Origin of the sequence: Mesorhizobium sp. BR1-1-4 (assembly GCF_020165375.1) — a bacterium.
Lineage (GTDB): Bacteria > Pseudomonadota > Alphaproteobacteria > Rhizobiales > Rhizobiaceae > Mesorhizobium > Mesorhizobium australicum.
Genome location: NZ_JAIUIB010000010.1, coordinates 56,573 through 82,905 on the forward strand (window position 1 = coordinate 56,573; position 26,333 = coordinate 82,905).

Sequence of the window (26,333 nt, forward strand, 5' to 3'; positions counted from 1 at the left end):
AGCCCACGCATGATCAACCTGACCGCCACGTATTGGTACTTTAGGAGCTCGCTGGCGGCGGGAGGATTGCGCTCGATCTGAAGATTGCAGCAACAAGATCCGAACAGCCGCCAGACCTGGCGGCTTTTTTGTTTCAGCCGGCAGGTTCCCAAACAGGAGCAGAAAGCCGTGTTGACCACCACAGACGACCTCCGGGTCAAGGAACTGAGACTGCTGAGCACGCCGGACGAGGTGATGCGCGAGATACCGCGCTCACTCACGGCGACACGCACCGTTGCCGCCTCGCGCAACGCCATTCACTCCATCCTCACCGGGGCCGACGATCGGCTTGTCGTCATCGTGGGCCCTTGTTCCATCCACGATCCGGTCGCGGCCGTTGATTATGCCAGCCGTCTGGCGGCGCTGCGCGAGGCTCTGTCCGACCGGCTCGAGATCGTCATGCGCGTCTATTTCGAGAAGCCGCGCACCACGGTCGGCTGGAAAGGCCTCATCAACGATCCCGACCTCGACGGCAGCTTCAACATCGACAAGGGGTTGCGGATGGCGCGCAACGTGCTGTCCGCCGTCAACAATCTCGGCCTGCCGGCGGCGACCGAATTCCTCGACATGACGACGCCGCAATACATCGCCGATCTCGTCGCCTGGGGCGCGATCGGCGCACGCACGACCGAGAGCCAGATCCATCGCGAGCTGGCCTCGGGTCTCTCCTGCCCGGTCGGCTTCAAGAACGGCACCGACGGCAATCTCAGGATCGCCGGCGAGGCGGTGAAGTCGGCCGCCCAGCCGCATCATTTCATGGCGGTGACCAAGGGCGGACGCAGCGCCATCGCGGCGACCACCGGCAATGAGGATTGCCATGTCATCCTGCGTGGTGGCGTTCAGCCCAACTACGACGCGGCAAGCGTCGAGGCCGCCTCCGTCGAACTCGTCCGCATCGGTATCGCCCCCCGTCTGATGATCGACGTCAGCCATGCCAACTCAGCCAAGAAGCCGGAGAACCAGCCCAAGGTCGCGGCCGATGTCGCGGGCCAAGTGGCGGCTGGCGACGAGCGCATCATCGGCGTCATGATCGAGAGCAATCTCGTCGCCGGCCGGCAGGATGTCGTGCCCGGCAAGCCACTGGTCTACGGCCAGAGCATCACCGATGGCTGCATCGACTGGGCGACCACGGAGACGGTGCTGCACGGCCTCGCGGGCGCCGTGGAATGGCGCCGGTCGGCGCGCCGCAACTTGCTGGACAGCCGGCAAGGCGCCGCCTGATCTTGGGGGAGCATAAGGGCGGCGCTTCCAGTTTCAGTCCAGGACCACGCCGCTCCTAGGCCCCGCAGCGCTCACCTCCTTGCATGTCACCGATCCGCGTGTTACATACTGAACCAAATGGTTCAGTATTCTCCTGCCCGCCTGGATGCCTCGTTCGCCGCGCTTTCGGACGCCACCCGACGCGGCGTTCTGGAGCAGCTCGGCCGTGCGGATGCCTCGATCACGGACTTGGCCCAGAAATTCCATATGACCCTCACGGGCATGAAGAAGCATGTCGGCGTTCTGGAGCAGGCAGGCCTCGTCACGACGCGGAAGGTCGGGCGCGTGCGGACCTGCAAGCTCGGCCTGCGCCGCCTGGAGGAGGAGACGGCATGGATCGAGAGATACCGCCAGCTCTGGGCCGCACGCTTCGACGAGCTGGACAAGGTTGTCGAGGAAATGAAACGGAAGGAGGAAGCCGATGGACGAAACAAGAGCGAATGAGCCCACCCCCATGCAGAACCGCACGACGGTGGAACGGAAGTCCGACCGCGAGCTGGTCGTCACGCGAAGCTTCGACGCGCCGGCCCGCATCGTGTTCGAGGCCTGGACAAAGCCCGAGCTGTTCAAGCAGTGGTGGACGCCGAAATCGATGGGCATGTTCCTGCGTTCCTGTGAGATGGATGTTCGTGTGGGAGGCGGGTACCGCTTGGTGTTCGGGCATGATGACTCGCACCCCGCCGAGTTCTTCGGCAGGTATCTCGAAGTGACACCGCCCTCGCGCCTCGTCTGGACCAATGACGAAGGTGGTGACGGTGGACCCGTGACCACAGTGACCTTCGAGGAAAAAGGCGGCAAGACGCTGCTGGTCATGCACGAGGTCTATCCCTCGAAGGAGGCCCTCGACGCCGCCGGCACCGGGGCGGCGGATGCGATGGGCGAGACGTTCGGGCAGTTGGACGAGCTTCTCCCCACGCTGCGGCAGGGCGCCGCCTGATCCGGCCGGCGCCAGAAGGGCGGCGGTTCGGTTCAGCCCGAGACTACGACGCCCTCAGCCCTTCCCATGCGGTGAACACGGAGACCGCGAAGAGCAGCAGTCCGGCCGCCCGGCCGGCAAGGATGGTCACCCGTGGATTGGCGATCAGAAGCTTGCGGCTGCGGCCGGCCGATATTGCGAGCCCGCCATAGACCGCGGCCTGCGTCAGCACGGTCAGCAGGCCCATCACCGTCGCCTGCATCCAGATCGGGCCGTAGTCCGGTTTCAGGAACTGCGGATAGACGGCGAGCACGAAGAGGTAGGCCTTCGGGTTGATCAGGCAGGTCACCAAGCCCTGGCGAAACGCCTTCCATGCCGAGCGGCTGCCGGCGGGGCCCTCGTTGCCGACGGTGATGGAGCTGCGCATCAGCGTGATGCCGATGAAGGCCATGTAGGCGGCGCCGGCAAGCAGCAGCGGCTTGAACAGGATCGGCAAGAAATGCACCAGCAGGCCGACGCCGATGGCGCCGTTCAGCGTGTGCACCATGCCGCCGACCATGATGCCGCCGGTCGCGGCAAGACCCCTGTCGCGGCCGCCGGTCAACGCATTGGCAAGCACGAACAGCATGTCCATGCCTGGAACGGCGATGATGCCGAACAGGAGGATAAAGAACAGCCAGAGATTTTCAGCATAGCCCATGTCAGTTGCCTGTTGTCCCGCTCGGCCCAGCCTCGGCGGAACCTGTTGATTTTCAAATCGATAGGCAGTCCTATAGGCAGGCCCAACTGACGATGGTGTGTCAGTTGTGATCGGTACCAGGTCAGAAAAATGCGCAAGGCCTCACGCCTGTTCGAGATCATCCAGATCCTGCGGCTGGCGCGGCAGCCGGTGACGGCGGCAATGATCGCCGCGCGGCTGGAAGTGACGATCCGCTCGATCTATCGCGACATCGCGGCGCTTCAGGCGATGCGCGTGCCGATCGAGGGCGGGCGTGGCATCGGCTACATCCTGCGCCCCGGCTTCGACTTGCCGCCGCTGATGTTTTCGATCGAGGAAATGGAGGCGATCGTCCTGTCGCTGGCGCTGCTGGAGCGCACGGGCGACGACGAGCTCAAGCAGGCGGCCAAGCGCGTCGGCGCCAAGATCGCCGGCGCGGTGCCGCCGCCCTTGCGCCAGACGCTCGACGCCAATGCGCTGCACGCCTGGGGCTTCGCCGCGCCCTCCGCAGGTGCGATCGACCTGGCGCTGGTGCGCCGCGCCATACGCGACGAGGAGAAGCTCGAGCTCTCCTACCGCGACGAGCTCGGCCGCGCTTCCGAGCGCCTCATCCGCCCGATCGCTCTGATCTATTACGCCGAGACCGCCAACATCGTCGCCTGGTGCGAGCTGCGCCAGGCGATCCGCAATTTCCGCAGCGACCGCATCGAGGATTGCCAGCCGACCGGCCTAGGCTTCAAGGGCGAAGGCGATCGTTTGCGGCAGGTCTGGGTCGATGGATGGGAAGTCAATGCAGCGGCCGCCGGCTAAAGCGACCAGCGCAGCGAACCCTACCTTACATCCACCCAGCGCTTCTCCTCGAAGGAGCGCGCCATGGCGTGCACGGTGCGCTCGATCTCCAGTCCTTCGGCGAACTCGATGAGCCGGGCCGGCTTGCCGGCAAGCCGTGTCAGCAATTCATGGCATTCGATGATCTTGAGGTCGTTGAAGCCGAGGCTGTGGCCGGGCGCCGGCACGAAGAGGTCATAGGGTCTGTGCTGCGGCGCCACCAGAATGGTGCGGTAGCCCTGTTCGGTGGGTCGGTCGGACGTCAGGTAGAGCTGGAATTCGTTCATCCGCTCCTGGTCGAACAGGATCGATCCCTTGGACCCGAAGATCTGGATGGCGATGCGGCCCTTGCGGCCCCAGGCCGAGCGGTTGACCTGCAGTGTTCCGGCAATGCCGTTGTCCAGATGCATCAGCACGCTGGCGATGTCGTAGGTCTCCACCGCGCGCCAGCCGCCTGAAGCCAGCTTGCGGTCGGCATAGGGCTTGGCCATGTCGCAGATGACGCGGCCGACGCGGCCGAACAGCGCCGAGACCAGCGACAGCGGATGCACGGCGAAATCGTCAAGCGCGCCATAGCCGGAAGTCGCCTCGTGCTTCCAGAAGAACAGCGCCTCGGGATCGGCCATGAAGTCCTCGTCCATCTCGATGCGCAGGTGGTTGACCTCGCCGATGATCTTCTCGTCGAGCAGCGCGCCGATGTGACGGATGGCCGGGCTCTGGATGTAGTTGTAGCCAAGCGCGGCGACCTTGCCTGATTTCTTCGCCGCGGCCGCCATCGCCTCGGCTTCGGCAAAGCTCGGCGCCATCGGTTTTTCGCACCACAGATGCTTGCCGGCTTCGAGGACAGCGATGGCCATTTCCGGGTGGAACTGGTTCGGCGTTGTCAGCGAGACGATGTCCACCTCCGGGTCGTTGACGACGACGCGCCAGTCGCCGGTGGCCTTGGCGAAGCCGAACTCGCCTGCCTTGCGCCTGGCGAGCTCCTCATTGACCTCGCCCAGATGGACGAGCCGTGGCTTGGCCGCATCGGGGAAGACGGCCCCAACGGCGCTCCACGCGATGGCATGGCATTTGCCCATGAAACCCGTGCCGATAAGACCGACGCCGACCATTTTTCGTTCCTCCGCTGCCATAAAAGCTGAGTGGATGAATTAGTCCATTTTTTCCAGGGATGGAATGTCTGCCTCATTTTTTATGGCGTTCTTGCGCAGGCTCGCTATGATGGGGCAGAGAGGGTGTCCGGACAGGCTTGGGCAGAGGGACGATGGACGAACAGGTACCTCGCGACTTCGAGACGCTGCGTGCCACGATTCTGGACCGGCGCGAGAGCCTGCCCAAGCGCATCGCCCAGATCGCCGCCTACGCGCTCGACAATCCCGATGACATCGCCTTTGGTACCGCCGCCAGCATCGCCGCTTCGGCCGGCGTGCAGCCCTCGACCCTGATCCGTTTTGCCCAGCAACTCGGCTTCGACGGTTTTACCAGCCTGCAGCAGGTGTTCCGCGAGCGGCTGCGCGAGCGCAACTCTTCCTATGACGAGCGGCTGCAGGCGCTGCGCGCCAAGGCCGAGGGCGGCGCCGGTCACCGGGCGATCTTCGACGGCTTCATCGCCGCCGCCAGCACTTCGCTCAACGACATTTCCCGCACGCTGGACGATGCGCATCTGGAAGAGGCAATTTCGCTGCTGGCGAAGGCGCAGACCATCTATGTCTTGGCCAAGCGACGCTCCTATCCGGTGGCTTCCTACATCGCCTATGCGCTCGGCAAGCTGAAGATCCGCAACCAGCTGATCGAATCGGCAGCCGGCCTGAATGCCGAGATGGTCGGCTTCGCCACACCGGCGGACGCCGTCATCGCCATCAGCTTCTCGCCCTACGCGCCGGCGACGATCGAGGAGGCGCGCGCCATTTCCGAGCAGGGCGTGCCGATCGTCGCCATCACCGACAGCTCGTTCTCGCCGCTCGCCCAGTTCGCCAGGGTCTGGTTCGAGGTTGCCGAGGCGGATTTCGCCGGCTTCCGCTCGCTGTCGGCGACAATGGCGCTGGCCATGGCGCTGACCGTCGGCGTCGGCGAGAAGCGGCGCGACGCGACTCGCAAGCGCAAGGCTTGATCGAGAGCCGGCCCCGATGAGCTGAATTACCTCGCACACACTCACTAAGATCTCAATTTCGGGTTCATGGCAGACATAACGGTCAACATAGATTTCGCTAAACTTCATGAGATCGCCGATCTCGGCATTCGCCGTGCATCGGTCTTTATGGGTATTGCTACAAATGTAGCCCGCATTGATCCGCCTGTTTCACACGTACTGGACGACAAGACACAATTTATTGTGATGCCGTCCGAGATCTCCGAGGCCAATCGGAGATTGCTCATTGATGAATTCGAGAACTGGAACATCGGCAATGCATTTCGTGAGATTGTCGAGACGTTTTCCCTCTTTCTGTTGGAGGCTTACGGTATAATCCACATCGTCGAAACGAATTCACTCGCGAGTCTGGAAAGGGCAAAAAGGCGGTTCAGCTTCAAAGGCGGTGTATCGGATCATTTGCAAATTGTCTGCGATATGGTCGGCGTCGAAAACCGCTTTGGCCCAATGTTCGTCGCCATGAATCAAGCACGCAATTGCATCGCACATCGTCGCGGCATCGTGGGCATGGCGGACATTCTGGAGCCGGACCGGCCGTTTAACCTCTGCTGGCGTACACGAGGTTTTGTCCTCGAAGACGGTAGGGACGTCGGGCTCGCTCTTCAAAGAGGTGAAGAGGTCTATGTAGCGAAGGAGCAAGCCCTAGTCAGCATGGAAGTCGAGCGTTCAAAATTGTTCAGTCTCGGCCAACAAATCAGACTCAACCGCCACGAATTATCCGAGATTTGTTTTGGTTTTATGATTGCCACGCAAGTGGTCGGTCAGGGATTGGTTGCATATATCCGCGCCAAGGGAATTCGAGTACCCGAAGAGGAAACTGCCAAATTTTTGAATGAATCTGGGGCGAGTCTGCCAGATCCGTCAAAAGGCACCTGATCCAGGCACGCAGGCTAAACGGGAGTTTGGACTCTATCCATGAGGGAATGCTCATTCCATATTGACTATGGATTGGAATTATTATTTCATATTGCCGGCGCCACGCAGCCGCTCGCGCGTGTTACCCAAAACAATGTTGTCCATGACGACAAGACCAACGGGAGGTTCCAATGAGCGAAGCCGTGGACGCAAGACAGGCGCCGCTCGATGTCATCACCATCGGCCGCGCGTCCGTCGACCTCTATGGCCAGCAGATCGGCTCGCGGCTGGAGGACATCACCTCCTTCGCCAAGTCGGTCGGCGGCTGCCCGGCCAATATTTCCGTCGGCACGGCGCGGCTCGGGCTGCGCTCGGCTCTGCTGACGCGCGTCGGCGACGAACAGATGGGCCGCTTCATCCGCGAGCAGCTGAAACGCGAAGGCGTCAACACCGACGGTCTGAAGACCGACAAGGAGCGGTTGACCGCGCTGGTTCTGCTTTCGGTCGAGAGCGAAGGCGTTTCGCCGATGATTTTCTACCGATCCGACTGTGCCGACATGGCGCTGGCCGAGGAGGATATCGACGAAGCGTTTATTGCCTCGGCCCGTTCGATCGTCGTCACCGGCACGCATTTTTCCCGCCCCAACAGCGATGCCGCCCAGCGCAAGGCGATCCGCATCATGAAGGCCAGGGGTGGCAAGGTCGTGTTCGATATCGACTATCGCCCGAATTTGTGGGGCCTTGCCGGCCACGCCGAAGGCTTTGAGCGCTATGTCAAATCCGACCGCGTCTCGGCCCAGTTGAAGACGGTGCTGCCCGATTGCGACCTCATCGTCGGCACCGAGGAAGAGATCATGATCGCGTCCGGCGCTGACGACTGCCTGAGCGCGCTGAAGACGATCCGCTCCCTGTCCTCGGCCACCATCGTCCTGAAGCGCGGCGCCATGGGCTGCATCGTCTATGACGGACCGATCAGCGACGATCTCGAGGACGGCGTCGTCGGCAAGGGTTTCCCGATCGAGATCTACAATGTGCTGGGCGCCGGTGACGCCTTCATGTCCGGTCTGCTGCGCGGCTGGCTCGGCGGTGAAAGCCTTGCCACGGCGGCGACCTGGGCCAATGCCTGCGGCGCCTTCGCCGTGTCGCGGCTGCTCTGCGCGCCGGAATATCCGACCTTCGAGGAGCTGCGGTTCTTCCTCGAGAACGGCAGCAAGCATCGCGCGCTGCGCAAGGACGAGGCGATCAATCACATCCATTGGGCAACCACACGCCGGCGCGACATCCCCTCGCTGATGGCGCTCGCCTGCGACCACCGTGTGCAGCTCGAGGATGTGGCGGCCAAGACCGGCGCCGATCCGGCGCGCATCCGCGATTTCAAGGTGCTGGCGGTCAAGGCAGCGGCCAAGGTCGCCGCCGGCCGCGACGGCTATGGCATGCTGATTGACGAGAAACATGGCCGCGAGGCGATGTTCGAATTCGCTCGCCACCCCTTCGCCTGGCTTGGACGCCCGGTGGAACTGCCGGGCTCGCGGCCGCTGCGCTTCGAATTCTCGCAGGACATCGGCTCGCAGCTTACCGAATGGCCCGTCGATCACTGCATCAAGTGCCTGTGCTTTTATCATCCCGACGATCCGGCGGAACTGAAGGAAGAACAGCAGCAGAAGCTGCGCGCGCTGTTCGAGGCCGCGCGCAAAGTTGGACGCGAACTTCTCATCGAGATCATCGCCGGCAAGCACGGCAAGCTCGACGACACGACGATCCCGCGCGCGCTGGAGGAACTCTATGCGCTCGGCATCAAGCCGGACTGGTGGAAGCTCGAACCGCAGGCGTCGAGCGGCGCGTGGGCCAAGATCGAGGCGGTGATCCTGAAGCACGATCCCTGGTGCCGGGGCATCGTGCTGCTTGGCCTGGAGGCGCCGCAGGACGAGTTGGAGGCCGCTTTTGCCGCCACGGCCAACGCGCCCATCGTCAAGGGCTTTGCCGTCGGGCGCACCATCTTCGTCCACGCAGCCGAACAATGGCTGGCCGGCAGGATGTCCGACGACGAGGCTGTCGCCGACATGGCGTCGCGCTTCGAACAGTTGACGGAAGCGTGGCTTGCCGCGCGCGGCCGCAAGGCGGCATAACGAGGCGCAACGGCGTAGGGACTGCGGAGGAAAACACCATGAGCAAGACAATCCGCCTGACGATGGCGCAGGCGCTGACCCGCTTCCTGTCCCGCCAGGTGACCGAGATCGACGGGAGAAAAACGCCAATCTTCGGCGGCGTCTGGGCGATCTTCGGCCACGGCAATGTCGCCGGCATCGGCGAGGCGCTCTACCAGGTGCGCGACGAGTTGCCGACCTTCCGCGCCCACAACGAGCAGGCGATGGCGCATGCGGCGATCGCCTATGGCAAGGCCAATTTCCGCCGCCGCTTCATGGCCGCGACCTCTTCGATCGGCCCTGGCGCGCTGAACATGGTGACGGCGGCGGCCCTCGCCCACGTAAACAGGTTGCCCGTCCTGTTTTTGCCGGGCGACGTCTTTGCCAACCGCATTCCCGATCCCGTGCTGCAGCAGGCCGAGGATTTTTCCGACGGCACGGCGACGGTCAACGACTGCTTCCGCCCGGTGTCGCGCTATTTCGACCGCATCACCCGGCCGGAGCAGATCATCCCGGCGCTGAGCCGCGCCATGCAGGTGCTGACCGATCCGGCCGAATGCGGCCCGGTGACTTTGTCGCTTTGCCAGGACGTGCAGGCCGAGGCCTATGACTATCCCGAGAGTTTCTTTGCCGAGCGGATCTGGCGCCAGCGCCGGCCGCGTCCGGACCGTGACGAACTGGCGGCGGCCGTGGCGGCGCTCAAGGGAGCCAGGAAGCCGCTGATCATCGCCGGCGGCGGCGTGCTCTACTCCCAGGCTTCCGACGAACTGGCCAAGTTCGCCCAAGCCGCCGGCATTCCGGTCTGCGAAACGCAAGGCGGCAAGTCCTCGCTGCCGGACGATCACCAACTCAACATGGCAGCGGTCGGTGTTACCGGCACTTCGGCCGCCAACCGGCTGGCGGAAGAGGCCGACGTCGTGCTCGCCATCGGCACGCGGCTGCAGGATTTCACCACCGGCTCGTGGGCGCTGTTCAAGAATTCCGGCAAGACCATCATCGGGCTCAACGTGCAGCCCTTCGATGCCGGCAAGCACCGGGCGCTGCCGCTGGTCGCGGATGCCTGGGAAGGGCTGGCCGAGTTGGGAACCGCGCTGCAAGGCTGGAAAGCGCCTGCCGCCTGGACCGACAATGCGGCCGCCGGCAAGAAGGCCTGGCAGGCCGACGCGGCCAAGGTGACGGCATCGACCAACGCTGCTTTCCCCTCGGATGCGCAGGTGATCGGCGCCGTTCAGCGCGCCATGGGCTCAGGCGTGACGCTGCTGCATGCGGCAGGCGGCCTTCCCGGCGAACTGCACAAGCTCTGGCAGGCCGGTGCGCCCGGCTCCTACCACGCCGAATATGGCTTCTCGACCATGGGTTACGAGATCGCCGGCGGGCTCGGCACCAAGATGGCCAAGCCCGACGAGGAGGTCGTCGTCATGATCGGCGACGGCTCCTATTTGATGCTCAACTCCGAGATCGCCACCTCGGTGATGCTCGGCCTGAAGCTGACCGTAGTGCTGCTCGACAATAGGGGTTTTGGCTGCATCAACCGGCTGCAGATGGCCACCGGCGGCGCCAACTTCAACAATCTCTTGCAGGACTCGCGCCACGAAATCCTGCCCGACATCGACTTTGCCGCGCATGCGGCGAGCATGGGCGCGATATCAGAGAAAGTGCCGTCGATCGCCGAGCTGGAAAACGCGCTGCAAAAAGCCAGGAAGAACGACCGCACCACCGTGCTGGTCATCGACACCGATCCGTTGGTTTCGACCGATGCCGGCGGCCATTGGTGGGACGTGGCGGTGCCCGAGGTCTCGGCGCGGCCTCAAGTGAACGCCGCGCGCAAGGCCTATGACGAGAAGCGGCGGATGCAGAGCGTCGGCGATTGACGCCAGCTCCCTTCTCCCGGTCACTATACGGGGAGAAGGTGCGGGCATGCGGATGAGGGGCGGCGCTAGCGCCAAAAAAATTGAACTGTCTAATCCGGAGTGACGACTTGAAAGCCAAATTGGGCATGTCCCCCATCGCGTGGTGGAACGACGATCTTGCCGAACTAAGCGATGACGTGTCGCTGGAGGAATGTCTGCGCCAGTCGCGCTCTGCCGGCTTCACCGGCATGGAGATGGGCCGGCGCTTTCCCAACGACCCCGCCATCATGCTGCCGATCCTGAAGGCCGCCGACGTGACGCTGTGCGGCGGCTGGTTCTCGGGCACGCTGGTCGATGAGGAGATGGCTGCCAACAAGGACCGCATCCAGCCGATGATCGACCTGTTCAAGGCGGTCGACGCGCCCTGCATCGTCTATGGCGAGGTCGGCCGCTCGATCCAGGGCGACCGTTCCAAGCCGCTCGCCACCAAGCCGAAGCTGACTGGCGACGAGATGAAGGCCTACGCGCGGCGCCTGACCGAATTCGGCGAATGGTGCGCCGAGCAAGGCATGCCGCTGTCCTATCACCATCACATGGCGGCCGTGGTCGAGACCGAGCCGGAGCTCGACGCCTTCATGCGCCATTCCGGCGAAGGCATCCCACTGCTGCTCGATGCCGGACACCTCGCCTTTGCCGGCGGCGACGTGCTGCGCGCCATCGACAACCACCACAAGCGCATCAGCCACGTCCATGTGAAGGACGTGCGCATGGGCGTGATCGAGAAGCTCGACCGTACGAAGCAGTCCTTCCTCGATGCCGTGGCGCTCGGCGCCTTCACCGTCCCGGGCGACGGTTCGCTCGATTTCGGCGCCATCGTGCAGCGCTTCGCCGACCACGGCTATGAAGGCTGGTTCGTGGTCGAGGCCGAGCAGGACCCGAAGAAGAACCCGCCGCTGAAGATGGCGCAGGTTGGCCACAAGGAGCTGATGCGGGTGATGACATCAGCCGGCTACACGGTGGAGACGCAAGGGTTTCCGAATGCCTGAAGACTGGATTAGCCGTGACGCGCGGTCTATCTGAGGACAGGCTGCTGAATTTCGGATGGCGCGATGAAAGACTATGAACACCCGTTCTTCCGCCCGCTGTGGCGGCGCATCGCCGTCGTGGCCGTCTGCCTCATCTGGTCGGTCATCGAGTTCGCCACCGGCACGCCGTTCTGGGGCGTCATCGCGCTCGGCTTTGCCGGCTACGGCGCCTGGCAATTTTTTTATCTTTATAAGCCGGCCGACGAGACGAAGCCTCCGGCCGATCCGAAGGAATAGGCGGTCCATGGCGCGAGCAGTTTTGTGGATTGGATACTGCGAGCGTAACGGATCGCACACGTCGGCGATTGGCCGAAACGCCCCTCGCTTCGTCATCCTAGGGTCTTCGCGACGGAGCTTCGCTCCTGCTCCGCCCCAGGATGACGAAGTTGGAAGGCTAGGATAGGAGAGACAAAATGTCGAAACTGCTCGTCAAGGCCGACAAGGGCCATGGCCGCGTCGCCCATGTGACGCCGAAAAGCGCCGGCTGGACCTATGTCGGTTTCGACCTGCATCGGCTGAAGCCGGGCGAAAGCGCCTCGGGAAAGACGGACGACCGCGAAGTCTGCCTGGTGTTCGTGACCGGCAAGGGTACCGCGAAAGCCGGCGGCAAGGATCTCGGCCTGCTCGGCGAGCGCATGTCGCCCTTCGATGGCAAGCCGTGGTCGGTCTACGTGCCGCAGGGATCGGACTGGTCGGTAACGGCCGATACCGAGCTGGAACTTGGCGTCTGCTCGGCGCCTGGTCTTGGCGGTGGCCTGCCGGTCCGGGTGATCGGACCGGACGATCTCGGCCAGGAGGTGCGCGGCAAGGGCACCAATACGCGCTACGTCACCAACATCCTGCCGGAAGGCCAGCCGGCCGACTCGTTGCTGGTCGTCGAGGTCATCACGCCCGGCGGTCACACGTCGAGCTACCCGCCGCACAAGCATGACCAGGACAATCTGCCTGCCGAATCCTATCTGGAGGAAACCTACTACCATCGCCTCAACCCGCCGCAGGGCTTTGCCTTCCAGCGCGTCTACACCGATGCCGACAAAAGCGGACATCGTGCGCTGGACGAAGCCATGGCGATCGAGGACGGCGATGTGGTGCTGGTGCCCAAGGGCTATCACCCCTGTGCCGCCTGCCACGGCTATGACCTCTATTATCTCAATGTGATGGCCGGACCGAAGCGGACCTGGAAATTCCACAATGCGCCCGAGCACGAATGGTTGATGAAGGCCTGACCGTCTCGCGTTTCCGGCCGAACTTATTGGTCCAGCTGGGAAAAATCGTCGGCTAAGGACCCTAGGGGTCGATTTGCCTTCTAAAACCCGTCAAAGCTTCGTCAATCCGTCATGGAAATCACCTATGGCAGCAGTTCTGACGAGGACTTCCCATGCGTTATGCCATTTATTTCACCCCCCGGCAGGACGAGCCGCTGGCGCGCATCGCCGCCGACTGGCTGGGCCGCGATCCGTTCGGTGCCGCGACCAGGCCGGTTGAGGCCGTTGCCGATCTGTCGGCGGCGGAAGTGGCCTTCCACACCGCCTCGGCACGCCGCTACGGCTTTCACGCGACGCTGAAGGCGCCCTTCCACCTGGCTGCCACGGAGACCGAGACCTCGCTGCGCGCGGCGCTGGATCATTTTGCCGAGGTTACGCCTGTCGTCACGATCCCGCGCCTGGTCGTCAGCCAGATCGACAGCTTCTTCGCGCTGGTGCCGGAAGGGCCGCTGCCGCCGCTCAACCGCTTCGCCGACAATGTGGTACGCGATTTCGACCGGTTTCGCGCGCCGCTGTCCGAGGCCGAGATCGAGCGGCGCAGCCCGGATTCGCTGAAGCCGGCCGAGTTTCGCAATCTCTGCCAATGGGGCTATCCCTATGTCTTCGAGACCTTCCGCTTCCACATGACCCTGTCCGGCCGGGCCGGCCCACAGGAAAGCCCTCGCCTGCGCGCGGCGATCGACAGCCTGTTCGCCGATGTGTTGCGCCAGCCCGTGCTCGTGGACGCGCTGACATTGTTCGTCGAACCCGAACCCGGCGCGCCATTCATGGTGCTTTCCCAGCACGCGCTCGGACGCCGCCCGGCCCGAAGAATCGCCTGAACGAACCCGACCGTAAGAACCAAGGACTACCCGCAATGACCGCCGAAACCGTTCTTTCCAACGCCCGCATCGTTCTTGCCGACGAGATCGTCGAAGGCTCACTGGTGCTGCGCGACGGCTTGATCGCCGGCATCGATGCCGGTTGTGCCCGGACCGGCGAGGACATGGGCGGCGACTTCATCATTCCAGGGCTGGTCGAACTCCACACCGACCATCTCGAGGGCCATTATGCGCCGCGGCCGAAAGTGCGCTGGAATCCGATCGCCGCGGTGCTCGCCCACGACGCGCAGGTGGCGACCGCCGGCATCACGACCGTGCTCGATGCCTTGCGCGTCGGCATGGACGAGGACGCCGACCTGACATTGGACGACATTCGCAAGCTGGCCGATGCGATCGAGGACAGCGTCGCGCAGGATCGTCTGCGGGCCGATCACTTCCTGCATCTTCGCTGCGAGGTTTCAGCGCCGGATTGCCTCAACGCATTCGCCAATTTCGACGGTGACGAACGGGTCAAGCTGGCGTCGCTGATGGACCACGCGCCGGGCCAGCGCCAGTTCGTCAACCTTGAAACCTATGCCTACTACTACCAGCGCAAGCTGAAACTCTCGGATCGCGATTTCCAGAAATTCTGCGAGAAGCGGATGGACGAATCGGCACGCAACTCCGGGCCGAACCGCGTCTTCATCGCCGCCGCCTGCCGGGAGCGCGGCATCGTGCTCGCCAGCCATGACGACGCGACGTCGGCTCATGTCGACGAGGCCATCGAGCAGGGCGTTCGGGTCGCCGAGTTCCCGACCACCGAGGAAGCGGCGCGGGCCTCGAAGGCCGCCGGGCTCGGCGTGCTGATGGGCGCGCCCAATGTCATGCGCGGCGCCTCGCATTCGGGCAATGTCTCGGCACGCACCTTGGCCAGCGATGGCCTGCTCGACATCCTGTCGTCCGACTACATTCCCTTCAGCCTGATCCAGTCGGCCTTCTTCCTGGGCGACATGGTGGAAGGCATTTCGCTGCCGCAGGCCGTCGCCATGGTTTCCAAGAACCCGGCGCAGGCAGTCGGCCTCGACGACCGCGGCGTCATCGAGCAGGGTCGTCGCGCCGATCTGGTGCGCGTGCGCGTCGACGATCATGTTCCGGTCGTGCGCACCGTCTGGCGGCAGGGGCGCCGGGTGGCATGATGGTGTCGGCCTCGATCGAGCGCGAACTGTCCGCCGAAACCTTTCCGATCCGTCACGGCGTCTTTGTCGCCGTCGTGGGCCCCAGCGGTGCCGGCAAGGACACGGTGATCGGCTACGCCAAGGCGCTGTTTGCCGACGAGACGCAGCTGGAGTTCGTGCGCCGCGTCATCACCAGGCCGAGCGATGCGGCGAGCGAGGACCACGATACGCTGGCCGACGCCGCCTTCGCCGAGGCCGATGCCGACGGCGCTTTCGCCGTCTCCTGGGAAGCGCATGGCCTGCGCTATGGCCTGCCTGCCGATGTCGACTGGTCTGTTTCCAATGGACATGTCGCCGTCGCCAACGTCTCGCGCGCGATCATCCCCACCTTGCGCGAGCGCTATGCCAATCTGGCGATCGTCGAGATCACCGCTTCGCCCGAGGTGCTGGCCGAGCGGCTGGCCATGCGCGGTCGCGAGTCGCGCGGCGAGGTGCTGGCGCGGCTGGCGCGCAGCGCCAATATGAGCTTGTCCGGCCCTGGCGTCACCTCGATCGACAACAGCGGTCCGCGCGAAGTGGCCGGCGAGCGTTTCGCCGAAGTGCTGCGCAAGGCCATGGCGTTTTCCGACATGTCGGGCCTGATCTGATCCGGACTTGTTTCATCCGCCTGCTTGCGCTGTCGCTGGAAATGCTCCGGGCTGCTGGCCGCATAGGGTGATTCTGGATTACGCTCCGGGAATTCGCCCCGGGAATCAGGGGCGAGCCAGACAGGAAGCTTCATGCAGACACTGACACCCATCCTCTCGACAGTCACGGCGGCATTTCTCGCCTCCCTGGTCGAGGTCGTCGAAGCTTTCACCATCGTGCTCGCGGTGGGGGTGACACGCAGCTGGCGCCCGGCATTGACCGGCGCCGCGCTGGCGCTGGCGGTGCTGGCGGCCCTGGTGCTGGCCTTCGGCCCGCTGCTGGCGCTGGTCCCGATCACCACCCTGCAGTTCGTCGTCGGGGTGCTGCTCATCCTGTTTGGCATGCGCTGGCTGCGAAAAGCCATCCTGCGCAGCGTCGGCGTCATTGCCCTGCATGACGAGGAAGCGGCCTTCGCCAAGGAAACCGCGGCCCTGCACCGGCAGGCCGCCGACCGGCGCGCCGACTACCTCGCCGGGCTGGCCTCGTTCAAGGCGGTGCTGCTCGAGGGTGTCGAGGTGGTGTTCATCGTCATTGCCGTCGGCGCCGCGCATGGGCAGACATTTTACGCCAGCATGGGTGCGCTGGCGGCTTTCGTCCTGGTGATGCTTGTCGGCCTGGCCGTCCACCGGCCGCTGGCGCGCGTGCCCGAGAATGCGCTCAAATTCGTGGTCGGGCTGATGCTGACCAGCTTTGGTATCTTCTGGACCGGCGAAGGCATCGGCGCCGATTGGCCTGGCGCCGATCTTGCCCTGCTGGCCATCTTCGCCATCGTCGCGCTAGCGTCCTTCGCCATGGTGCGCTGGCTGCGCGGCATCAGTCCAACGGCAGCCGGAGGGCTCGCCCGATGAACGTCCTTCGTCTCGTTGCCAGGGAAGTCTTCGGCATGTTCGTCGATGACGGCAATCTGGCGCTGCTGGCGCTGGTCCTGGTGGCCGCCGTGACCGCGGCGGTGAAGTTGCTCGCGCTGCCGCCGCTGCTTGGCGGTGGGCTGTTGCTGGTCGGCTGCCTTGCCATCCTGTTGCAAAGCGTTCGCCGCGCCGCACGCCAGAGCGGCAGGTAATTTCAGCCAAAGCCGCATGGCGGATCACCAGAGGGTGGCCGCGAAAGGCACGCCACCCCGTCAGCGCCCAGCACCGGTAAGCTATTTCTGCCGGGAGGAACCTATTCGGCGGCGGCGCCGACCGCGCCCTTACGGGCGGCATCGACCATCCGCCGGCGCGCCCGGAACACACCCCATTGCTGGTCGACCAACACGCCGATGAGGATGACGCCACCCATCACCGCGAAGTTGAGGGAGGAGGGAATGCCGAGCAGGTTGACGAGGTTCTGCAGTTCCTGCAGCAGCACCGTGCCGAGGATGACGCCGATCAGCGAGCCCTCGCCGCCGCGCAGAGAGAAGCCGCCAAGCACCGCGGCCGCAATGGCGTAGAGCTCGTAGAACTGGCCGTGGCTGGCCGGCGAGATCGAGCGCGTGTACATGGCGAAATAGATCGCCGACAGGGCGGTGAGCACGCCGCAGATGACGTAAGCCGCCATGACGACGCGGCCGGTGCGAATGCCGGAATATTTTGCCGCTTCCTCGTTCTTGCCGATGGCGTAGAGATAGCGCCCGAACACCGAGCGGTGCAGCACCACCCACATGACGATGGCGATGACGATCAGCGCGAAGAAGGAGTTCGGCACGCCCCAGGAGCGGCCGGCGGTCAGGAATTCGAGATCGGGAAAATTCTGCCCGAAGGCGAAACCGGCGGTGCCGTCGGCGGTGTAGAAGCGCGCGACGCCGCGATAGATCAAAAGCCCGCACAAGGTGACGACGAAGGGCTGCAGCTTGAGCCGCGTGATCAGCCAGCCATGCGCCAGGCCGATGATGGCGCCGAGCACCAGGATGAGCACGAAGGCAACAGGCCATCCCATGCCGCGCACGGCGATGAAGTCGATGAACAGCGTGCCCAGCAACGCGACAACGGAGCCGACGGACAGTTCGATGCCGCCGGTGATGATGACGAACGCCTGGCCGATGGAGAGGATGCCGAACAGGCCGATCAGGTTCGAGGTGTTGGCGAGGTTGATCGGCAAGAGGAAGCGCGGATTGATGATGGCGACGATCGCCCCGACCACCAGGATCAGGATCAGCAGGCCGAGATCTTTCTTTGTCATCGTCGTCTCCGCTTACGGCCTGTTCGCCGGTTTGCCCACCGCGAGCAAAAGCACGTTTTCCTGGCTGAACTGATCCTTGTCGAGAATGCCCGAGATCTGGCCCTCATGCATGACGGCGATGCGATCGGAGACGCCGATCACCTCTTCCATGTCGGAAGAGATCATCAGCACGGCGACGCCGGCGTCGGCCAATGCCCGCATCAGCCCGTAGATCTCGGCCTTGGCGCCGATATCGATGCCGCGCGTCGGCTCGTCGAGGATCATCACCTTCGGGTTCATGGCCAGCCATTTGCCGAGCACGACCTTCTGCTGGTTGCCGCCCGACAGCGTGCCGGTGCGCGTCTGCACCGAGGGCGCCTTGATGCCGAGGTTTTTCTTCTGCTTCTCGGCGGTGGCGGTCTCGGCGCTTGCGGAGACCAGCGAGCGCCTGGCATGCGCCGGCAGATTGGGGAGTGAAATATTCTGCGCGATCGATAGGTCGAGCAGGATGCCGGTCAGCTTGCGGTCTTCCGGCACAAGGAAGATGCCTTGCGCGACTGCGTCCGCCGCGCTGGCCAGCGTTAACGGCTTGCCGTTGAGCTCCAGCGTGCCGCCAAGGCTGGCTTCGATGCCGAAGAACACCCGCGCCAGTTCGGTTCGGCCGGAGCCGACAAGGCCGGCAAGGCCGAGGATTTCGCCGCGCCTGACGTCGAGATCGACCGGCCGGCTGGGGTAGGTGGGGGTGCGGACGGCCTTGGCCGCAAGCGCCACGGCGCCGGGCGCACGCGCCGCCTCGGAGGCCTTTTCGCGCTCCTTCAGCATGCGGCCGATCATCAGCTTGACCATCTGGTCGTGATTGATGTCGCGCTTGCCGAGCGTCCCGGCCAGCATGCCGTCGCGCAGCACCACGACGCGGTCGGCGACGCGCTCGATCTCGTGCAGGCGGTGCGAGATGAAGATGACGCTGATGCCGTCGGCCTTCAGTGCCTTGATGACGTCGAGCAGCTTGTCGGTCTCGGCCAGCGGCAGGCTCGATGTCGGCTCGTCGAGGATCACCAGCCTCGCCTTGATCGACAGCGCCTTGGCGATCTCGACCATCTGCTGCTGCGCCAGCGACAGATCCGCGACCTGCGTGTCGGCGGAGAAGTTGGCGCCGACGCGCTTCAGCAGCGGCGCCACCATGTCGCGCAGTTTCGCGCGGTCGACCAGTCTCAGCGGTCCGGCGCGCAGCGGCTCGCGGCCGAAGAAGATGTTGGCGGCGACGTCGAGGTTTTCGAAGAGGTTGAGTTCCTGGTGGACGAAGGCGATGCCCGAACCCAGACTCCCCTCCACGCTGAGGCCTTTGTGGGCGGCGCCGTCGACCGTGATGGCGCCGCTATCGGGCGTGGTAACGCCGCCGAGGATCTTCATCAGCGTCGATTTGCCGGCGCCATTCTCGCCGACCAGGCCGATGACCTCGCCCGGCCTGACCTCCATGGAAAACCCGTCGAGCGCCACGACGCCCGGATAGGTCTTGCGCACGTTCTCGAGGCTGAGAAACGGGGTGGTCGCCGCGATGGATGTGTCGGAATAATTCATCATGCCTGACAGCAGCCGGTGGGCCGAAATGCCCATTCTGCAGACTGACGACCCCGGCAGGGTTCGTCAATGCGAACAGCCGGCTCAAGCGAAGTTGAGCCGGCTGAACTGCTTCTGGTCTTAGTTTCCAGCCATCGCCTTGAGATTGGCGGCGTAAGCGTCGACGTCATCCTTGCCGATGATCTTGGTCGGGATGATGATCAAATTGCCGGCCGGGATGCCCGACTTGTCACCCTTGAGATAGGCGGCCATCAGCTTCATGCCCTGATAGGCCCATTCGAAGGGCTGCTGCACGACGGTGGCGGCAATGGTGCCTTCCTTGACGCCGCCCAGCGTGATCGGATCGTCGTCGAAGCCGACGACGGTGATCGAGCCAAGCTTGCCGGCATCGCGCAGCGCTTCATAGATGCGTGGCGTGTTGTAGGAGTAGAAGCCGACCATGCAGGTGACGTCGGGGCTGGCGACCAGCGCGTCCTCGACATTCTTCTTGGCACGCGCCTGGTCAATGTCGTCGCCGCGTACGTCGACGAGTTCGATCTTGGTGCCGGCGAGGCCGTCCTTCATGCCCTGGATGCGCTCCTTGGCATTGTCGGCGCCGAGCAGGCCGACGAAGCCCAGGCACTTGCCGCCGTCCGGCATCGCCTTCTTGGCGATTTCGGCCGCCTGCTTGCCGGCGTCGACATTGGACGAGCCGATATAGGCGACACGCTTGGTCTGCGGGGCGTCGCTATCGGTGGTGAACAGCGCCGTTTGCGAAGCGATCTTGTTCAGGCCATCCGTCGAGGTCTTGGGATCGACGGCCGAGACCATGATGCCCTTGACGCCGGCGGTCACCAGATCGTCCATCAGCCGCTGCTGGATGGCGACGGAGGATTGTTCGGGATATTTGAGTTCGAGCGTATAGTCGGGCAGTTCGCCCTGCGCCTTCTTGACGCCGGCTTCGGCCGCTTTCCAGAAGTCGGAAGCGCCGTTGACGACGAAGGCCAGCGTCGGCTTGTCGTCGGCGCGCGCGATTGCCGTCGCCGTCAGGCCGACAGCCAGGGCCGCGGCGGCCACGGATGCATTGCGTATCAAGGATTTCATGTTCAACCTCCCGTTTTGGTCAGTCGTAGGACTGGCCGGACTTGCTCACTGGATTGTCTTGCACACTAAATTTGTCTTGCTCACCTGAATTGCCGTCTGCGGCGTGGACGCCCTCCTCCTCAAGGGGTTCCCGGCACGGAAAGAATGGCGTCGTTACCAGCCACGGCCACGGACTTTAGAGACTCATTCTTCGTTCGTAAATAGTCCGATTTGTCTGACATATCACATATCTGAGACATGGTTTGCGGAAGTCGTATCCGCCCCCCATCGGGCCATTCACAGACACTTCCATCGCCGCCGGACCAATCGGGGCCGGCGGCGATGGATTGACGGTATAGCGCATCCTTGTATTAGTAAACACTATTAGCAAACGACCGGTCCGGTGGCGCTCGGGTGTCATGGCCGAATCGATCTACCGACGCGGCGATGGCTGATCGCACGCAGCCAGGGCCTTTGCGACCTCTGGTTTTTGCGGAGGCTCGAGCCGGTGTGTCGGGGATGGGTCTCAAGGATGGTAATAATTATTAGTGCGGTCGATGCGCATGTGAATCGGAAGCGCCGCCTCATCTTGTTGGACCGGGGGGCTGCGGCTAGACAGGCTGGGGATTTGGGGGCGGCATGAGCGAGACGACGGACCAGGCCATCAGGAAGCGCCGCAAGGCGGCGGCAAAGCCCAAGGGCCGCGTCACCATGACCGACATCGCACGCGCCGCCGGCTGCTCGCAGGCGACGGTTTCCTTCGTGCTCAACAATTCACCTGGCATTCGCCTGTCCCGGCAGACTCGGGAGCGGGTGATCGAGGCGGCGCGCGCGCTTGGCTACAGCGCCCCCGCCTTCTCCGCGCTGAAGCCCGTTGCGGCTTTCGAGGGGGCTTTCGATGGCCCCGCCTTCGACGGACTCGACGGCGTGATCGGCTTCGCCGTCGACCAGCTCGCCACCAGCCCGGAAGCCGTGGTCGCCATCGAGGGCGCGCGCCAGGCCTCGTGGAATGCTGGCAACGTGCTTCTGGTGGCGCAGACCATGGGCGACGCCGTGATGGAGCCGCGCGCCATTTCGGCGCTGACCAGGCGCGGCATTTCGGCATTGATCTACATGACCATCTTCACCCGCGAAATCACGGCGCCCGACTTCCTCTACGGCCTCGACATTCCGGTCATTCTGCTCAACTGCTACACGGCGGACTATGCATTCCCCGCCGTGGTGCCCTCCGAAATCGCCGGCGGCCAGAGCTCGACGCGACACCTGATCAGCCACGGCCACCGCCGCATCGCCACCATCACGGGCGAACCCTGGATGCAGGCAGCACAGGACCGGCTGAAAGGCTACCGCCGCGCGCTCGCCACCGCCGACATCCCCTTCGACCCCGAACTGGTGGTCGAGGGCGACTGGTCGGCCAGCGCCGGCTACGCCGCGACAGTGAAGCTCTTGGCCCTGAAGGACCGCCCGACCGCCATCTTCTGCCAGAACGACCGCACCGCGATCGGCTGCTACGAAGCCCTGAAGGAAGCCGGCCTGCACATTCCCGCCGACATCTCGGTCGTTGGCTATGACGACGAGGAAATCGCCCGGCATTTGTTCCCGCCACTGACGACGTCGATCCTTCCGCACATGGCCATGGGCCAATGGGCGATCGAGCAGCTGGAAGCGCCTGCGATAGTGGGGCGGGGGCGATATCCAATCACCAAGCTGGAATGCCCGCTGGTGGAGCGCGAGAGCGTGGCGACATTCAAGGGTGTCGCATAAAGAGCCGGACTTTTCCTCCGGAACTCGGAGGCAGGCATCCACGGTGCTCCCCCTGTGTTGGCTTCGTCCTGATAGAGGTCTAGCCTGCGCCCGCAGCCAAGGGAGGGGTATATGACATCGAGTTTCACCGTTCATGACGCGTCCGGCTATGAGCAACTGATGGGCCGCTGGAGCCGAAAGCTCGCGCCCAGCTTCATCGGCTTCGCCGGGCTCGCCCCCGGCGAAAAGATCCTCGACGTCGGCTGCGGCACCGGCAGCCTGACGTTCGAACTGGCGAAATCCGCCGAACTCGCGGCGATCGCGGCCATCGACTTTTCGCCTGTCTTCGTCGAGGCGGCAAAGCGGCGCAACACCGATCCGCGCATCGAAATCCAGCAGGCGGACGCTACCGCCTTGCCGTTCGCCGACAATGCGTTCGACCGCGCGCTGGCGCTGCTGGTGCTTCACTTCGTGCCGGAAGCCGGCAAGGCGGTTGCCGAAATGCGCCGGGTGACGCGACCGGGCGGCGTGGTCGCGGCTGTGGTGTGGGACCATCTCGGCGGCATGGCGGGCATGCGCATGATGATCGACACGGTGGCCGCGCTCAGCGAGAGCGGGCGCCAGCTGCGCGGCCGCTATTGCTTCCAGCCGATGATGCAGCCCGGCGAAATGAAGCGGACCTTCATCGAGCAGGGGCTGGCCGACGTGACCGAAACCGAGCTGATGATCCGCATGGATTACCAGGACTTCGCCGATTACTGGGCGCCGATTTCAGCCGGCGAGGGCCCGCTCGGCAAATACGTGACCACGCTGCAGGCAGCCGAGTGCGAGCGCACCGAGGCTGCCGTCCGCGATGCCTATCAGGCCGGGCGACCGGACGGCCCGAGGTCGTTCGCCAGTGTCGCCTGGGCGTGCAGGGGCGTGGCGCCCTGACCGCCCAGGCGCGAAGCGCCTTTGAACCGTGATCAGGCCTGCCGAGCAACCAGATCGGCATAGCGCTGCAGGTAAAGCGGCCAGCCCTGATCGCCGGCGACGCTGTCGCGCACACCTTCCCAGCCCTGGCCATGGCGCTCCAGGTTGCGGTGTTCGATCTCGACGCGGGTACGTCCAGCCGTTTCGGCGGTGAACCGCACTTCCCACTCGCTGGTCTTGGCCGGATCGGTCTCGATGCGCCATTGCGGGCTGATGTCCCAGCTCAGGAGCACGCGGTTGGGGGGCTCATAGGCCAGCACGCGCGCCCAGCGGCACTCGCTGCCGTCGACGCCGCGGTCATAGACATGGCCGCCGACGCGAGGCTCGAACACCGTCTCGGCGATCTGGGCTGCAAGCAGGTTATGCTCGGGCGGTTTGAAACTGCCGAAATCCTCGGTGAAGACCTTGAAGGCGCGCTCGATCGGCGCCTCGACGACGACGGATTGTTTCACGGAGGCGATGGGGATCTGGGTGTTCATGGTCACTCCTCTGGTGGGGTCTCGACGGCCAGCTTGTAGGCCGCGAGCGTCTTGCTCCAGAACCGGTCGAGCCAGGCGCGCATCTGGCCCAGCCCGTGCGGATCGATGTGGTAGACGTTGCTGGCGCCCTTCGGCTCCGCGCGCACCAGCCGCGAGTCGCGAAGCACCTTGAGATGCTGCGACACCGCGGACTGCGACACGCTGACCTGCCGCGTGACCTCCGCCACCGAGCGCGGACGCTCCGCGATCAGCTCGAAAATCTGCCTTCGGGTCGGATCGCCCAGGGCGGCAAGCTGTGCGCTATCAACAGTCATGACTTATGATTAGTGCAGGCTGATGGTTGAGTCAAGTGACGGTGCCAGCGGCCAGGTGGCGGCGGGGAAATTTCTAACGAGATAGAGGTTACACTTCATTACGGTGGAAGGAGTTGCGCCAAGGTGGAAATCCGCCAAGGCATGAGACTGGCCGCGCCGTCTATCCCTTGCGTTCTTCAAGGCTGTTGCCGCCATCGACCACCAGCAAGGCGCCGTTGATATAGCTGGCGCTCTCGGAAGCCAGGAACACGACCGCCGCCGCGACCTCGTCGGGCCGGCCGGCGCGGCCCGGCGGCGCATGCAGGGCCGCGCTCCGCTCCGCCTCGCTCGACGCGCCGGTTTCGATCCAGCCGGGCGCGACGGCATTGGCGGTGATCCCGTGGCGCGCCACTTCCAGCGCCAATGTCCGGGTCAGGCCGACCATGCCGGCCTTCGCCGCGGAATAGGCGGCGGTGCCCTGGTAGGATACTAGCGGCCCGGTCACCGACGCGACGTTGACGATGCGCCCATACCCCGTTTCGACCATCGCCGGCAGAAACGCCCTGGTGACGAGAAACGCGGTCTTCAGGCTGGTCTCGATGCCCCGGTCCCACTCGGCCTCGCTCATCACCAGGAACGTCTTGTCCACGGACGGCGACGCCAGCGATCCCATGCCGGCATTGTTGACCAGGATATCGACAGCGCCGACCTCGGCCCGCAGCCGCTCCACCTCCGTCGCGATGGTAAGATCGGCGACCGCGGCCGTGGCATCGACGCCATCGCCGCGAAGCTCGCCAGCGCGCTCCAGCACCCGCGCGCTGGCGCCGGTCAGGAAAACCGCATGCCCGGCCCGGCCAAACTGCCGCGCAATGGCAAAGCCGATGCCGTCAGCCGCGCCGGCGCCGGTGATCAGGACACGTCTGGTGGTGGTTGTGGCCAAGTCTGGCTCCAAAACCCGTTCGGGTGAGAAGTGTTACCCATGTCTCCGGTATAAACCGTAACCTATGTGTCCGGAACGGACCATTGGAAGCATGGCGCACCCGACAGGATTCGAACCTGTGACCTCTGCCTTCGGAGGGCAGCGCTCTATCCAGCTGAGCTACGGGTGCTTTCAAGGCGAAGAGCCCGGAAAACGAACCAGCCGGCCGAACCGGCAAGTCACGGCTTCTTAGCGGAAGCGGGCGCGGGCTTCAACGGGCAATTGGCGGCGTTGCGAACTTGGCTTGATGCGTCTGGGCCTCGCGTACGGCATCCTGCCCTTCGCAGGCTCGGGGCGTTCGAAGCTCGAAAAGCCAAGCAGTTGGCTTTTCGTCCGCTACACGGACCACTCCTCACCCCCTCACTCTCCAGCCGGGCTCTTCACCGGCCGCCGCCCGCGCACCGCCCGCTTTGCCTTCTTGGCGCTCGCCAGCTCATGCATGGCATCGAGCTGCATCTGCTGCATCTCGGCCAGCCGCGTCCATTGCCGCGAGATGAGGTAGTCGAGCTTTTCGTGCAGGTGGCGGACTTCCAGTTCGGCCTTGAGGTTGACGCGGTAGTCGTTGAAGGAGCGCAGCCGATCCTTGGCCTCCGTCCGTCTCTGGCTCATCATGATGATCGGCGCCTGGACGGCGGCGATGCAGGAGAGCAGCAGGTTGAGCAGGATGAAGGGGTAGGGGTCGAAGGCGCCCGCCATGCCCGCGATCAGGTTGATGCCGATCCACACCAGGAGCACACTGGCGAACGAGATCAGGAACCACCAGCTGCCGCCGAAGGCGGCCATGTTGTCGGAAACGCGGTCGGCGAAGGAGCGGTGCTCCTCGAATTCTTCTTCACTGTTCTCCGAAATCGTGTCCTGCCGGGCGATCGATTCCACCACCTGGCGGTCGAGCTCGGAGAATTCGCCGTGCTCCTGCTGTAAGAGCTCCTCCATGTAGCGCATGCGGTAGCGGCCGAGCTCCTCGCGGCTGATGCGCGCGCCCTTGGGCAGGTCGGGGTGGTCCGAATGAATGCGGTCGGCGAGGCTCGGACGCAGCGTGTCGATGCGCACAAGGTCGCGCTTGCGGAATTTGCGGCCCGAGATCGCCGACGGCTTTTTCTTCGGCTTCAGCCGCGATGCGCCGGGACCTGATGGCTCGGAGTCCGGCACTTCGGGCGTGTCGAAATGTTCGTCGGAAACCTCGTGCAAATCCTCTTGCGTGGTCGGCGCTTCGAAATACTCGCCGCCGCTGTCGTTCTCATTGTCGGCCGACTTCTGCTCGGATGCCTTGGGAACGGTGCTCATGATGGGCTCCTGCGCTGTAAGTTAGGATACGCTGAG

The 26,333-nt window shown here is 64.3% G+C and carries 27 protein-coding genes and 1 tRNA gene; 18 read left to right on the forward strand and 10 right to left on the reverse strand.

The genetic code is table 11. From position 1 onward, the window contains the following. Positions 1 to 168: 168 nt before the first annotated feature. The 3 genes from LB571_RS21600 to LB571_RS21610 all read left to right on the forward strand — a co-directional run bounded on the left by LB571_RS21600 (position 169) and on the right by LB571_RS21610 (position 2,236). The gene (locus tag LB571_RS21600; protein ID WP_140719322.1) at positions 169 to 1,260 is read left to right on the forward strand and encodes a 3-deoxy-7-phosphoheptulonate synthase; all 1,092 of its coding nucleotides are present in this window, start codon (positions 169 to 171) and stop codon (positions 1,258 to 1,260) included. Positions 1,261 to 1,377: 117 nt separating this feature from the next. After that, complete coding sequence (locus LB571_RS21605; RefSeq protein WP_140615371.1) at positions 1,378 to 1,743, forward strand: ArsR/SmtB family transcription factor; 366 nt, start codon at positions 1,378 to 1,380, stop codon at positions 1,741 to 1,743. Then, complete coding sequence (locus tag LB571_RS21610) at positions 1,721 to 2,236, forward strand: SRPBCC family protein (protein WP_224597813.1); 516 nt, start codon at positions 1,721 to 1,723, stop codon at positions 2,234 to 2,236. Before LB571_RS21605 ends, LB571_RS21610 begins: the two co-directional genes overlap by 23 nt. A gap of 43 nt (positions 2,237 to 2,279) precedes the next feature. On the opposite strand, the gene LB571_RS21615 is transcribed toward LB571_RS21610, so the two are convergent. After that, on the reverse strand, positions 2,280 to 2,915 hold the full coding sequence (locus LB571_RS21615; protein WP_224597816.1) for a LysE family translocator: 636 nt from the start codon (positions 2,913 to 2,915) through the stop codon (positions 2,280 to 2,282). A gap of 129 nt (positions 2,916 to 3,044) precedes the next feature. Between LB571_RS21615 and LB571_RS21620 the strand changes: the two genes are divergently transcribed. Next, positions 3,045 to 3,743, forward strand: coding sequence for a helix-turn-helix transcriptional regulator (locus tag LB571_RS21620; protein WP_224597818.1), 699 nt, complete (start codon positions 3,045 to 3,047; stop codon positions 3,741 to 3,743). 20 nt (positions 3,744 to 3,763) lie between these two features. Here LB571_RS21620 and LB571_RS21625 read toward each other — a convergent pair whose 3' ends face one another. After that, positions 3,764 to 4,873 (reverse strand): Gfo/Idh/MocA family protein, encoded by a 1,110-nt coding sequence (locus tag LB571_RS21625; protein ID WP_224597821.1) that lies wholly within the window; start codon positions 4,871 to 4,873, stop codon positions 3,764 to 3,766. A 152-nt stretch (positions 4,874 to 5,025) separates the two neighbouring features. On the opposite strand from LB571_RS21625, the gene LB571_RS21630 reads away from it, so the two are divergent. From LB571_RS21630 to LB571_RS21685, 12 genes are all read left to right on the forward strand, one after another. Then, positions 5,026 to 5,871, forward strand: coding sequence for a MurR/RpiR family transcriptional regulator (locus LB571_RS21630; RefSeq protein WP_224597822.1), 846 nt, complete (start codon positions 5,026 to 5,028; stop codon positions 5,869 to 5,871). Positions 5,872 to 5,937: 66 nt separating this feature from the next. Further along, positions 5,938 to 6,786: a hypothetical protein gene (locus LB571_RS21635; RefSeq protein ID WP_224597824.1), complete on the forward strand. Its 849-nt coding sequence runs from the start codon at positions 5,938 to 5,940 to the stop codon at positions 6,784 to 6,786. 170 nt (positions 6,787 to 6,956) lie between these two features. Next, positions 6,957 to 8,891 carry a bifunctional 5-dehydro-2-deoxygluconokinase/5-dehydro-2-deoxyphosphogluconate aldolase gene (locus LB571_RS21640; RefSeq protein WP_140615363.1) on the forward strand — a complete coding sequence of 645 codons (1,935 nt, stop codon included), beginning with the start codon at positions 6,957 to 6,959 and terminating at the stop codon, positions 8,889 to 8,891. Between the two features lie 38 nt (positions 8,892 to 8,929). Beyond that, a complete protein-coding gene (gene iolD, locus LB571_RS21645; protein WP_224597826.1) occupies positions 8,930 to 10,780 on the forward strand; it encodes a 3D-(3,5/4)-trihydroxycyclohexane-1,2-dione acylhydrolase (decyclizing) in 1,851 nt (616 codons plus the stop codon). 107 nt (positions 10,781 to 10,887) lie between these two features. Next, positions 10,888 to 11,805, forward strand: coding sequence for a myo-inosose-2 dehydratase (gene iolE / locus LB571_RS21650; protein ID WP_015314554.1), 918 nt, complete (start codon positions 10,888 to 10,890; stop codon positions 11,803 to 11,805). Between the two features lie 63 nt (positions 11,806 to 11,868). After that, complete coding sequence (locus tag LB571_RS21655; RefSeq protein WP_224525092.1) at positions 11,869 to 12,081, forward strand: DUF3329 domain-containing protein; 213 nt, start codon at positions 11,869 to 11,871, stop codon at positions 12,079 to 12,081. 176 nt (positions 12,082 to 12,257) lie between these two features. Next, positions 12,258 to 13,070 (forward strand): 5-deoxy-glucuronate isomerase, encoded by an 813-nt coding sequence (gene iolB / locus LB571_RS21660; protein ID WP_140711811.1) that lies wholly within the window; start codon positions 12,258 to 12,260, stop codon positions 13,068 to 13,070. 152 nt (positions 13,071 to 13,222) lie between these two features. Then, on the forward strand, positions 13,223 to 13,930 hold the full coding sequence (locus LB571_RS21665; RefSeq protein ID WP_224597828.1) for a DUF1045 domain-containing protein: 708 nt from the start codon (positions 13,223 to 13,225) through the stop codon (positions 13,928 to 13,930). A 35-nt stretch (positions 13,931 to 13,965) separates the two neighbouring features. Beyond that, positions 13,966 to 15,105 carry an alpha-D-ribose 1-methylphosphonate 5-triphosphate diphosphatase gene (locus LB571_RS21670; RefSeq protein WP_224597830.1) on the forward strand — a complete coding sequence of 380 codons (1,140 nt, stop codon included), beginning with the start codon at positions 13,966 to 13,968 and terminating at the stop codon, positions 15,103 to 15,105. Then, complete coding sequence (phnN, locus tag LB571_RS21675; protein ID WP_015314549.1) at positions 15,102 to 15,731, forward strand: phosphonate metabolism protein/1,5-bisphosphokinase (PRPP-forming) PhnN; 630 nt, start codon at positions 15,102 to 15,104, stop codon at positions 15,729 to 15,731. Before LB571_RS21670 ends, phnN begins: the two co-directional genes overlap by 4 nt. A gap of 132 nt (positions 15,732 to 15,863) precedes the next feature. Further along, on the forward strand, positions 15,864 to 16,619 hold the full coding sequence (locus LB571_RS21680) for a COG4280 domain-containing protein (protein WP_015314548.1): 756 nt from the start codon (positions 15,864 to 15,866) through the stop codon (positions 16,617 to 16,619). After that, positions 16,616 to 16,831: a hypothetical protein gene (locus LB571_RS21685; protein WP_015314547.1), complete on the forward strand. Its 216-nt coding sequence runs from the start codon at positions 16,616 to 16,618 to the stop codon at positions 16,829 to 16,831. Before LB571_RS21680 ends, LB571_RS21685 begins: the two co-directional genes overlap by 4 nt. Positions 16,832 to 16,932: 101 nt before the next feature. Here LB571_RS21685 and LB571_RS21690 read toward each other — a convergent pair whose 3' ends face one another. The 3 genes from LB571_RS21690 to LB571_RS21700 form a co-directional block, all read right to left on the reverse strand. Beyond that, positions 16,933 to 17,928, reverse strand: a complete 996-nt coding sequence (locus LB571_RS21690) for an ABC transporter permease (RefSeq protein ID WP_015314546.1) — start codon at positions 17,926 to 17,928, stop codon at positions 16,933 to 16,935. A 12-nt stretch (positions 17,929 to 17,940) separates the two neighbouring features. Then, positions 17,941 to 19,485, reverse strand: a complete 1,545-nt coding sequence (locus LB571_RS21695; RefSeq protein ID WP_015314545.1) for a sugar ABC transporter ATP-binding protein — start codon at positions 19,483 to 19,485, stop codon at positions 17,941 to 17,943. Positions 19,486 to 19,605: 120 nt separating this feature from the next. Continuing rightward, positions 19,606 to 20,568: a sugar-binding protein gene (locus LB571_RS21700; protein ID WP_015314544.1), complete on the reverse strand. Its 963-nt coding sequence runs from the start codon at positions 20,566 to 20,568 to the stop codon at positions 19,606 to 19,608. Between the two features lie 618 nt (positions 20,569 to 21,186). On the opposite strand from LB571_RS21700, the gene LB571_RS21705 reads away from it, so the two are divergent. Both LB571_RS21705 and LB571_RS21710 read left to right on the forward strand, forming a co-directional pair. Then, the gene (locus LB571_RS21705) at positions 21,187 to 22,311 is read left to right on the forward strand and encodes a LacI family DNA-binding transcriptional regulator (RefSeq protein ID WP_224597846.1); all 1,125 of its coding nucleotides are present in this window, start codon (positions 21,187 to 21,189) and stop codon (positions 22,309 to 22,311) included. 111 nt (positions 22,312 to 22,422) lie between these two features. After that, positions 22,423 to 23,223 (forward strand): class I SAM-dependent methyltransferase, encoded by an 801-nt coding sequence (locus LB571_RS21710; protein WP_224597849.1) that lies wholly within the window; start codon positions 22,423 to 22,425, stop codon positions 23,221 to 23,223. A gap of 32 nt (positions 23,224 to 23,255) precedes the next feature. Here the strand turns inward: LB571_RS21710 and LB571_RS21715 are convergent, their stop codons facing one another. The 5 genes from LB571_RS21715 to LB571_RS21735 form a co-directional block, all read right to left on the reverse strand. Further along, a complete protein-coding gene (locus LB571_RS21715; RefSeq protein ID WP_015314541.1) occupies positions 23,256 to 23,741 on the reverse strand; it encodes an SRPBCC family protein in 486 nt (161 codons plus the stop codon). A gap of 2 nt (positions 23,742 to 23,743) precedes the next feature. Continuing rightward, positions 23,744 to 24,055, reverse strand: a complete 312-nt coding sequence (locus LB571_RS21720; RefSeq protein ID WP_015314540.1) for an ArsR/SmtB family transcription factor — start codon at positions 24,053 to 24,055, stop codon at positions 23,744 to 23,746. Between the two features lie 160 nt (positions 24,056 to 24,215). After that, complete coding sequence (locus LB571_RS21725) at positions 24,216 to 24,974, reverse strand: SDR family oxidoreductase (RefSeq protein ID WP_224597851.1); 759 nt, start codon at positions 24,972 to 24,974, stop codon at positions 24,216 to 24,218. 92 nt (positions 24,975 to 25,066) lie between these two features. Next, a tRNA-Arg gene (locus LB571_RS21730) sits at positions 25,067 to 25,143 on the reverse strand. A 230-nt stretch (positions 25,144 to 25,373) separates the two neighbouring features. Beyond that, entirely contained in the window at positions 25,374 to 26,297 is a 924-nt protein-coding gene (locus LB571_RS21735; RefSeq protein WP_224597854.1) for a DUF1003 domain-containing protein, read from the reverse strand. Between the last annotated feature and the right edge of the window lie 36 nt (positions 26,298 to 26,333).

Bases quoted from the DNA above. Each gene is read 5' to 3' on its own strand.
- LB571_RS21605 (WP_140615371.1), top strand. From the start codon at position 1,378: ATGGTTCAGTATTCTCCTGCCCGCCTGGATGCCTCGTTCGCCGCGCTT.
- LB571_RS21610 (WP_224597813.1), top strand. From the start codon at position 1,721: ATGGACGAAACAAGAGCGAATGAGCCCACCCCCATGCAGAACCGCACG.
- LB571_RS21615 (WP_224597816.1), bottom strand. From the start codon at position 2,915: ATGGGCTATGCTGAAAATCTCTGGCTGTTCTTTATCCTCCTGTTCGGC.
- LB571_RS21620 (WP_224597818.1), top strand. From the start codon at position 3,045: ATGCGCAAGGCCTCACGCCTGTTCGAGATCATCCAGATCCTGCGGCTG.
- LB571_RS21625 (WP_224597821.1), bottom strand. From the start codon at position 4,873: ATGGTCGGCGTCGGTCTTATCGGCACGGGTTTCATGGGCAAATGCCAT.
- LB571_RS21630 (WP_224597822.1), top strand. From the start codon at position 5,026: ATGGACGAACAGGTACCTCGCGACTTCGAGACGCTGCGTGCCACGATT.
- LB571_RS21635 (WP_224597824.1), top strand. From the start codon at position 5,938: ATGGCAGACATAACGGTCAACATAGATTTCGCTAAACTTCATGAGATC.
- LB571_RS21640 (WP_140615363.1), top strand. From the start codon at position 6,957: ATGAGCGAAGCCGTGGACGCAAGACAGGCGCCGCTCGATGTCATCACC.
- iolD (WP_224597826.1), top strand. From the start codon at position 8,930: ATGAGCAAGACAATCCGCCTGACGATGGCGCAGGCGCTGACCCGCTTC.
- LB571_RS21655 (WP_224525092.1), top strand. From the start codon at position 11,869: ATGAAAGACTATGAACACCCGTTCTTCCGCCCGCTGTGGCGGCGCATC.
- iolB (WP_140711811.1), top strand. From the start codon at position 12,258: ATGTCGAAACTGCTCGTCAAGGCCGACAAGGGCCATGGCCGCGTCGCC.
- LB571_RS21665 (WP_224597828.1), top strand. From the start codon at position 13,223: ATGCGTTATGCCATTTATTTCACCCCCCGGCAGGACGAGCCGCTGGCG.
- LB571_RS21670 (WP_224597830.1), top strand. From the start codon at position 13,966: ATGACCGCCGAAACCGTTCTTTCCAACGCCCGCATCGTTCTTGCCGAC.
- phnN (WP_015314549.1), top strand. From the start codon at position 15,102: ATGATGGTGTCGGCCTCGATCGAGCGCGAACTGTCCGCCGAAACCTTT.
- LB571_RS21680 (WP_015314548.1), top strand. From the start codon at position 15,864: ATGCAGACACTGACACCCATCCTCTCGACAGTCACGGCGGCATTTCTC.
- LB571_RS21685 (WP_015314547.1), top strand. From the start codon at position 16,616: ATGAACGTCCTTCGTCTCGTTGCCAGGGAAGTCTTCGGCATGTTCGTC.
- LB571_RS21690 (WP_015314546.1), bottom strand. From the start codon at position 17,928: ATGACAAAGAAAGATCTCGGCCTGCTGATCCTGATCCTGGTGGTCGGG.
- LB571_RS21695 (WP_015314545.1), bottom strand. From the start codon at position 19,485: ATGAATTATTCCGACACATCCATCGCGGCGACCACCCCGTTTCTCAGC.
- LB571_RS21700 (WP_015314544.1), bottom strand. From the start codon at position 20,568: ATGAAATCCTTGATACGCAATGCATCCGTGGCCGCCGCGGCCCTGGCT.
- LB571_RS21705 (WP_224597846.1), top strand. From the start codon at position 21,187: ATGAGCGAGACGACGGACCAGGCCATCAGGAAGCGCCGCAAGGCGGCG.
- LB571_RS21710 (WP_224597849.1), top strand. From the start codon at position 22,423: ATGACATCGAGTTTCACCGTTCATGACGCGTCCGGCTATGAGCAACTG.
- LB571_RS21715 (WP_015314541.1), bottom strand. From the start codon at position 23,741: ATGAACACCCAGATCCCCATCGCCTCCGTGAAACAATCCGTCGTCGTC.
- LB571_RS21720 (WP_015314540.1), bottom strand. From the start codon at position 24,055: ATGACTGTTGATAGCGCACAGCTTGCCGCCCTGGGCGATCCGACCCGA.
- LB571_RS21735 (WP_224597854.1), bottom strand. From the start codon at position 26,297: ATGAGCACCGTTCCCAAGGCATCCGAGCAGAAGTCGGCCGACAATGAG.